Origin of the sequence: Pantoea sp. CTOTU50773, assembly GCF_032082325.1 — a bacterium.
Taxonomy (GTDB): Bacteria; Pseudomonadota; Gammaproteobacteria; order Enterobacterales; family Enterobacteriaceae; genus Pantoea; species Pantoea communis.
In genome coordinates this window covers 1,086-10,157 of record NZ_DAMDQC010000154.1, presented here as the reverse complement: position 1 = coordinate 10,157, position 9,072 = coordinate 1,086, and the positions used below count along the sequence as shown (strand labels likewise).

Here is a 9,072-nt window from a genome sequence, read left to right as displayed (position 1 = left end):
GCCGCCAAGCACACTCATGTTGTAAGTAAAGATGCCCAGCATCTCGATGTACTCTGCCGAGGTCATCATCGCCGTGGTTTGATCCAGGCCTGCTTGCTGTAAGGCTTCTGGGGTCGTAGTAGCCGCCGTCAGCCCTTTGGCGGCCAGCGTAGCACTGATGCCCACATTCATCACGACATAGCCAATGACTGCCGCAAAAGCCGCAGTAGGCTTCTCCGCTTTCGCCAGACCGATGGCGCTGGCAACGGCGAAGAACACGGGCAGATTGGCAAATAAAGCCGCCGCCACTTTGCGGATAAAGCCAATAATCAGCTGTGGCACCTGTAGATTGGCAAAGGCATCACCGGTGACGGCGGGATTCTGCATCGCGGCAGCCAGACCGAGAAAGATACCGGCAGCGGCAATAACGGAGATCGGCATCATTAATGCTTTACCGAAGGCATGAATTTGGCTGGCAAGATTCTTCATGGTGCGCGCCCTTTCATCGATAGAAAGAGCAATTATTAGCCAGTTATTGGATTCTCACGTCGCAGCCCGGTCCTGCCAGCGGATAAAGTTTGAACTGCATCACGCTTCTGCGGGCTTGAACGCGATAAACGCCGCCTATCGCACCATTAAACCAATCAATTAGACAACTTTTGCTGTCAGTCGCACACTTCCTCACAACAGAAGTCATATTCTGATAACAATTCATAAACAATAAGCCTGCAACGACTATGAAATTTAAACGTAAAATTCAGCCTTATCGTGCCGCTGCTGGCGGCTGGGGCTCTTTGGAAGCTACCACCCGTTTCGTCCTTGATAGTAAAGCTGCGCTGAAAAACATGCGCAATTTGATGCGCATGAACAAAGCGCGTGGCTTTGACTGCCCGGGTTGTGCATGGGGTGATGACAACAAGAGCACCTTCAGCTTCTGTGAGAACGGCGCGAAAGCGGTGACCTGGGAAGCGACCCGCCGCGTGGTGGAGCCCGAGTTTTTCGCTCAGCACAGCGTGAGCACGCTGTATCAACAGAGCGACTATTTCCTGGAGTATCAGGGACGCCTGACGCATCCGATGCGCTATAACAGCGCCACCGATCACTATGAACCGATCAGCTGGGATGATGCGTTGGCGATGATCGCCCGTCACCTCAAGGCGATGGACCATCCCGACCAGATGGAACTTTACACTTCCGGGCGCGCCAGTAACGAAGCCTCATGGCTCTATCAGCTGTTCGGCCGCGTGATGGGCACCAATAACTTCCCTGACTGTTCAAACATGTGCCACGAAGCCAGCGGCACCGGCTTGAAGCGTAGCATCGGCGTCGGTAAAGGCACCATCCGCCTGGATGATTTTGACCACGCTGATGCGATTTTCGTTATCGGTCAGAATCCGGGGACTAACCATCCACGTATGCTGCACAGCCTGCGCCACGCGGCCGATCACGGTGCGAAAATCGTTACCTTTAATACCTTGCGCGAGCGTGGGCTGGAACGTTTTGCCGACCCGCAGAAACCACTGGAAGTCGTCACCTCCATGGCGGGAACCATTAGTTCTGCCTATTATCAGCCCAATCTTGGCGGTGACATGGCAGCGATTCGCGGCATGGTGAAAACTCTGCTGGAAGTGCAACGCGAGCGTTTAGCTGCGGGTGAACCGGGCATCTTCGATCAAGAATTTATCGACGCCAACACCCATGGCATTGAGAGCTATCTGGCTGCCGTGGATAACACGCGCTGGGACGATATCGTGCGTCAATCCGGCCTGAGCGAAGCGCAGATTCGGGAAGCGGCCGCGATCTACCAAAGTGCTGAGCGTGTCATCATTACCTGGGCGATGGGCGTGACTCAGCATAAACACTCCGTTGATACGGTGCGTGAGATAACCAACCTGCAACTGCTGTTTGGACAGCTGGGTAAAAAAGGCGCTGGCCTGTGTCCGGTGCGCGGCCACAGTAACGTGCAGGGGAACCGCACCATGGGGATCGATGAGAAACCCAATAAGCCGTTCCTTGATGCCTTAGGCGCGCATTTCGGCTTCGAACCGCCGCGTGAACACGGTCATAACACCGTTGAAGCGCTGGGCGCGATGCTGCGTGATGAAGTAAAAGTGTTAATCGCTCTGGGCGGCAACCTTGCGGCTGCCGCACCCGATTCCCCGGTGACGGAGGAAGCGCTTCAGCATTGCGGTCTGACCGTGCACATCAGCACAAAACTCAATCGCAGCCATCTGGTGCCGGGCCACGAAGGTTTGATTCTGCCGACGCTCGGCCGTACTGAGCGCGATCGTCAGGCCAGCGGTAACCAGTTCATCACCGTTGAAGACTCTTTCAGCATGGTGCACGCCTCAGAAGGTGTGGGTATTCCTCTGGCAGACACCCAGCGCTCCGAAACCGCGATTGTGGCCGGTATTGCACACGCCACGCTGGGTAGCGACAAGATTGACTGGCTGGGCATGGCCGATGATTACAACGTGATCCGCGATCACATTGGCGCCACCATTCCTGGCTTTGCTGACTTCAATAACAAGTGTAATATTCCGGGTGGATTCTACCTGGGTAGCGCAGCAGCGGAGTTGCGTTTTAATACACCAAGCAAACGGGCGGAGTTCAGCGCGGCAGCCTTGCCAACCTCGCTGTTCCCACAGCTGGGCAGCGAAGTGGAGGTGCCGTTCACGTTGCAAACCCTGCGTTCGCATGACCAGTACAACACCACCATTTACGGCCTCGATGACCGTTATCGTGGTGTGTATGGTCAGCGTGAAGTGGTGTTTATCCACCCGGATGACATGGCATCACTCGGCTTCAGTGAAGGCCAATTGGTGGATATCGAAACACTGTGGAATGATGGCCTGACGCGTCGTGTGAGTGGCTTTAAGCTGGTGCCGTATAACATTCCGCGCGGTAATCTCGCGGCCTATTATCCGGAAACCAACCCGCTGGTGCCGCTCTCCAGCTATGGTGACGGCAGCGGGACGCCGACCTCGAAATCGGTGCCGGTAAAACTGGCGTTAACCGCCGCTGAACCGACCCAACGTATTGCCTGAGTCGTCAGCGTTATCAGAAGGTAAAAAGCCGCGTAATGCGGCTTTTTAGCCTGTTTTGGCCTTGCCGCGCGCCCCTGATTCGCGTAAAACTGTCCACCGCTCTTAGGCCACGAAACTAAATACATTATGTTCCAGGATAACCCGCTGCTCGCGCAGCTTAAAGAGAAGCTTCACGCGCAAACTCCGCGCGCCGAAGGTGTTGTGAAAGGCACGGAAAAAGGCTTTGGCTTCCTCGAAGTCGATGCCCAAAAAAGCTACTTCATTCCCCCTCCGCAGATGAAAAAAGTGATGCACGGTGACCGTATTTCTGCGGTGATCCACACTGATAAAGATCGCGAGAGCGCCGAGCCGGAAACCCTGATTGAGCCGTTCCTGACCCGCTTTGTGGGCCGCGTGCAGAAGAAGGACGATCGTTTGTCGATTGTGCCTGACCATCCGCTGCTGAAAGAGGCGATCCAGTGCCGCACTGCCCGCGACGTCACCCATGATTTTCAGAATGGCGACTGGGCCGTGGCGGAAATGCGCCGCCATCCGCTGAAAGGCGATCGCGGATTCTATGCTGAACTGACCGAATTCATTGTCACTGCGGACGATCATCTTGCGCCGTGGTGGGTCACCCTGTCGCGCCATAATCTGGAGCGCGAAGCCCCGAACGTTGGCTTCGGCGAAATGCTGGATGAGCACCTGCAGCGCGAAGACCTTACCGCGCTGAACTTCGTCACCATCGATAGCGCCAGCACCGAAGATATGGATGATGCGCTGTATGTTGAAGAGCAGGCTGACGGCAATCTGCAGCTGACCATCGCGATTGCCGATCCGACCGCTTACGTTGCGGAAGGCAGCGAGCTGGATAAGCTGGCTTCAAAGCGCGCGTTCACCAACTATTTACCTGGCTTCAACATCCCTATGCTGCCGCGCGAACTGTCTGATGACATCTGTTCGCTGCGCCCAAATGTGCGTCGTCCAGCGCTGGCCTGTCGCGTGACGCTCACGGCAGACGGCAGCGTAACGGGTGAAGTGCATTTCTTTGCGGCCTGGATCGAATCTAAAGCCAAACTGGTCTATGACGAAGTGTCAGACTGGCTGGAAAACGCCGGTAGCTGGCAGCCAGAGAATGAGGCGATCGCCGGGCAGATTCGCTTGTTGCATCGTGTGTGTCTGGCGCGCAGCGAGTGGCGTCAAACTCACGCGCTGGTGTTCAAAGATCGCCCTGATTACCGCTTTGTGCTGGGTGAAAAAGGCGAAGTGCTGGATATCATTTCTGAGCCACGTCGCATCGCCAACCGCATCGTTGAAGAATCGATGATTCTGGCTAACGTCTGCGCGGCCAAAGTGCTGCAGGAGAAGCTGGGCTTCGGTATCTATAACCTGCACACCGGCTTCGATCTGGCAAACGCAGAGCAAGCTGCTGGCGTGCTGGCCGGTCACGGTATTACCGTGGATCCTCAGGCGATCACCACGCTGGAAGGTTTCCGCCAGCTGCGTCGTGAACTGGATGCCCAGCCAACGCAGTACCTCGACAGCCGCATTCGTCGCTTCCAGAGCTTCGCTGAAGTCGGCACCGAACCGGGTCCGCACTTTGGTCTGGGCCTCGAAGCCTATGCGACCTGGACATCGCCGATTCGTAAATTCGGCGATATGATCAACCATCGCCTGCTGAAAGCCATTGTGCGCGGCGACAGCATTGCCCGTCCAAAAGACGAGTTCACCGCCATTATGAGTGAGCGTCGTCGCCTGAACCGCATGGCCGAACGTGATGTGGGTGACTGGCTGTATGCGCGCTTCCTCGCGCCGTCTGCCGGGACCGATCGCAAATTCAGCGCCGAGATCATCGACGTGTCTCGTGGCGGTATGCGCGTACGTCTGCTGGAGAACGGCGCCGTTGCCTTTATCCCTGCCCCGTTCATCCACGCGGTGCGTGATGAACTGGTGTGCTCACAAGAGAGCGGCACCGTGCAGATCAAAGGCGAAGTCGCTTATCGCGTGACCGACATTATCGACGTGACCATCGCCGAAGTGCGTATGGAAACCCGTAGCGTGGTGGCGCGCCCGGCTGCCTGAGCATGAATATCTGCGGGATAACAGCCGTTATCCCGCATTTTTCCCCCTAAGTTTTATCTGTTGTTAAATTTGCCTTCCGCTTCACACTTCTGATTCGAATCCCTGTCGTTAACAATTCATTACATTACTTTTAACTTGTTGTATCCGATCGCCTATTTTCCCGGTCTCTACAAGGAGTTAACTCATGAACAACGTCAAAACCGGATTGATCTGGTTAGCGGTGGCGTTAATTGGTGCGGGTGCGTTTGCCATGCTGGCGCTCAGCCGTGGCGAACACGTCAACGCCGTCTGGCTGGTTATTGCATCCGTTGCCTGCTACAGCATTGCTTATCGCTTCTACAGCCTGTTTATCGCTGAACGTATTTTCGAACTGGATGATCGTCGCCGCACGCCTGCAGAACGGCTGAATGATGGTCTCGATTATGTGCCCACTAACAAATGGGTGCTGTTTGGCCACCACTTTGCGGCGATTGCTGGTGCAGGTCCGCTGGTTGGCCCAATCCTCGCGGCGCAAATGGGCTTTCTGCCTGGCACCATCTGGATTCTGGTCGGCGTGATGATGGCCGGTGCGGTGCAAGATTTCCTGATCCTGTTCATCTCCACGCGCCGCGATGGTCGCTCGCTCGGCGAAATGGCACGTCAGGAGCTGGGTTCGTTTGCGGGCGTGGTCACCATGCTCGGTGCGCTTGGCGTGATGATCATCATCCTGTCAGCGCTGGCGCTGGTGGTGGTGAAAGCGTTAGCCAACAGTCCGTGGGGACTGTTTACCATCGCCGCAACCATTCCAATCGCGCTGTTTATGGGCGTGTATATGCGCTATCTGCGCCCCGGCAAGATCGCTGAAGTGTCGATTATCGGCTTTGTGCTGATGATGGCGGCGATCATTTACGGTGGCGATGTGGCTGCCGATCCTTATTGGGGACCGCTCTTCACACTGAAAGGCACCGAACTGACCTGGGTGCTGGTGATCTATGGCTTCGTCGCCTCTTCGCTGCCGGTGTGGCTGCTGCTGGCTCCGCGTGATTACCTGTCAACTTTCCTGAAGATCGGCGTCATCATTGGTCTGGCAATTGGCATTGTGTTTGCGATGCCGGAACTAAAGATGCCGGCAGTGACCAAATTTATCGACGGTAGCGGTCCGGTGTTCTCGGGTGCGCTGTTCCCGTTCCTGTTTATCACTATCGCCTGTGGCGCCATCTCCGGTTTCCATGCGCTGGTCTCCAGTGGCACCACGCCAAAGCTGGTGGAGCGTGAAAGTCATATCCGATTCATCGGCTATGGTGCGATGCTGATGGAATCCTTCGTGGCGATCATGGCGCTGATATGTGCCTCGGTGCTCGATCCGGGCGTCTATTTTGCGATGAACTCACCCGCAGCACTGATCGGTACCACCGTTGAGAGCGCTTCGCAAGTGATTAACGGCTGGGGCTTTGTCGTGACGCCGGAGATGCTGAGCGGTATCGCGCGCGATGTGGGTGAAAGTACTGTCCTCTCGCGGGCAGGTGGCGCACCAACCTTCGCCGTGGGGATGGCGCACATCATCACCGAGGTATTCAACAGCCGGGTGATGATGGCGTTCTGGTATCACTTCGCCATCCTGTTTGAAGCGCTGTTTATCCTGACGGCGGTCGATGCCGGTACCCGCGCCTGTCGCTTTATGGTGCAGGATTTGGTTGGCACCGTGGTGCCCTCCATGGCCAACAACCGTTCCTGGCTGGGCAATATGGCGGGCACCACGGTGGCCGTAGCCGGATGGGGCTTCTTTGTCTACCAGGGCGTGGTCGATCCGCTGGGCGGCATCAATACCCTGTGGCCGCTGTTTGGCATTGGCAAACAGATGCTGGCCTCAATGGCGTTGATTCTCTGCACCGTGGTGCTGTTCAAAATGAAGAAACAGCGTTACGCGTGGGTGACGATTTTACCGACCGCCTGGCTGTTTGTGACCTCCATGACCGCCGGTTGGCAGAAGATTTTCCACGAGAAGCCCTCCATTGGCTTCCTTGCACAAGCCAACAAGTTCCGTAAAGGGATTGATGAGGGTGTGATTATCGCCCCGGCGAAAACCGTGGCGGACATGCAAACCATCGTGTTTAGCAATCAAATTAACGCGGCCCTGTGTGGCTTCTTTATGCTGGTGGCCGTCACCATGTTGATTGCAGCGTTCTTTGTTATTCGCCGTGCCCTGGGCAGTCAGGTACCTACCACCCATGAGTCCGAAGTCTCCCTGCGTGAGGAGGTGCGGAATGTCTGAGTCCATTCATCGCTGGAAAAAACCGATTGGTGTCTGGCACATTCAGCATTGCTTACCGATCGCACCCCAGGCCACCGGGCAAACTCTTAATCGCTGGCAACAAATATGGCAGGGATTGAAGCAAAGTTTTCGCTTAATGGTTGGCGTTCACGACTATCAAACTTATCTGAAGCATATGCGTGAGCACCATCCCGGGCAAACGCCGATGGATGAGCGAGCCTTTCATCGCTACTGCCTTGAGGCCCGTTTTCCCAGCCAGGCAGGCAAGCTCGGCAAGTGTCCTTGCTGACATTTTTAAGCCCCGATTTTCGGGGCTTTTTCGTGCCATTCTTTAGTGAAAACAAAAATATATTTGGTTTGCATCTTGTGCTAACGCAGGAGGTTGAATACTGTTGCTAAAATAATGAGATACCGCCTGCTCAGCATTTCCCCGGAGGAAGTTTCCATGACCGATGAACAAGGGCAAACGTTGCTATACACCCTGTTTGGCACAACCAGCCCTCATTGGCGTTTAACTTCAGATAGCGATGCTTTGCATTTTGCCGAAGATGAGAATGCCAATACCAATTTGGCGGTTCCATTAACCCCCGCGCAGGCCAGTTTGCTGCGTGCGATGACGGTGATCACCTCCAGTATCAACCTGACCCTCTCCCTGCGCGGTGCGCCGGTGCCTATGCACTTTGTCGGCCGCAAGGTCAACCAATCAACATGGGCCGGCACCTCTTCTGCCTGGGGTGATACCTCCTCCGTAGCGCGTGATTTAACGCTGGGTTTATCCTTCGCTGAACAAGTGGTCTCCGAAGCAAATTCGGTGATTGTCATCCTCGATCAGCGTGGCAACATCCAGCGATTCAACCGCTTAAGCGAAGAGTACACCGGGCTCAAAGAGCAGGAAGTGATCGGCCGCAACGTGTTTCAGCTGTTTATGACCAAACAGGAAGCGCAGGCTTCGCGTCGCAACATTTCGGGCTTCTTTCGCGATGGCAACTCTTATGAAGTAGAGCGCTGGATCAAAACCAAAAAAGGCCAGCGACTGTTTCTGTTTCGTAATAAGTTTGTGCACAGTGGTAGTGGGAAAAATGAAATTTTCCTCATCTGTTCTGGAACCGACATCACAGAAGAGCGACGTGCTCAGGAACGCTTACGCGTCCTCGCAAATACTGATACGGTGACCGGTTTACCGAACCGCAATGCCATCCATCAACAGATTAGTCTGGCACTGGAATTAGCCAATGGCAGTCAAACTGGCGTGGTTTATCTCGATCTGGACAATTTTAAGAAGGTGAACGACGCCTACGGCCATATGTTTGGCGACCAACTGCTGCAAGCGGTCTCCCTCGCCATTCTCAGCTGTCTGGGCAAAGATCAGACGCTGGCCCGTCTTGGTGGGGATGAGTTCGTGGTACTGGCAGAACATACCAGCCAGGCTGCGCTGGAAGCCATGGCATCACGTATTCTTGAGCGCCTGCGTCAACCCTTCCGCGTCGGTTTGATCGAAGTCTACAGCGGCTGCTCGATTGGTATCGCCCTGGCCCCGCTGCACGGCGAGGATCGGGAAAGTCTGATTCGCAACGCCGATACCGCGATGTATCACGCCAAAGAGAATGGGCGCGGTAAATTCTGCGTGTTCGCTAACGAGATGAATCAGCGTGTTTTCGAATATCTCTGGCTTGATACCAACCTGCGTAAAGCGCTCGAGCTGGAGCATCTGGTGGTGTACTACCAGCCCAAATT

At 55.3% G+C, this 9,072-nt stretch carries 6 protein-coding genes; 5 read left to right on the top strand and 1 reads right to left on the bottom strand.

The features are described from left to right. On the bottom strand, positions 1-468 hold a 468-nt coding region (locus RT340_RS18915; RefSeq protein ID WP_313377486.1), incomplete at its 3' end, for a PTS transporter subunit EIIC. 248 nt (positions 469-716) lie between these two features. Here RT340_RS18915 and RT340_RS18910 point away from each other — a divergent pair. The 5 genes from RT340_RS18910 to RT340_RS18890 all read left to right on the top strand — a co-directional run. Continuing rightward, positions 717-3,026: an FdhF/YdeP family oxidoreductase gene (locus RT340_RS18910; protein WP_313377485.1), complete on the top strand. Its 2,310-nt coding sequence runs from the start codon at positions 717-719 to the stop codon at positions 3,024-3,026. A 126-nt stretch (positions 3,027-3,152) separates the two neighbouring features. Next, on the top strand, positions 3,153-5,087 hold the full coding sequence (locus RT340_RS18905) for an exoribonuclease II (protein ID WP_160833599.1): 1,935 nt from the start codon (positions 3,153-3,155) through the stop codon (positions 5,085-5,087). Positions 5,088-5,271: 184 nt separating this feature from the next. Further along, the gene (locus RT340_RS18900; protein WP_313377484.1) at positions 5,272-7,338 is read left to right on the top strand and encodes a carbon starvation CstA family protein; all 2,067 of its coding nucleotides are present in this window, start codon (positions 5,272-5,274) and stop codon (positions 7,336-7,338) included. After that, on the top strand, positions 7,331-7,627 hold the full coding sequence (locus RT340_RS18895) for a YbdD/YjiX family protein (protein ID WP_058959794.1): 297 nt from the start codon (positions 7,331-7,333) through the stop codon (positions 7,625-7,627). The genes RT340_RS18900 and RT340_RS18895 overlap by 8 nt, the downstream gene beginning before the upstream one ends. A gap of 156 nt (positions 7,628-7,783) precedes the next feature. After that, positions 7,784-9,072 (top strand): diguanylate cyclase domain-containing protein (locus tag RT340_RS18890; protein WP_313377483.1); only part of this gene is annotated, 1,289 nt, incomplete at its 3' end.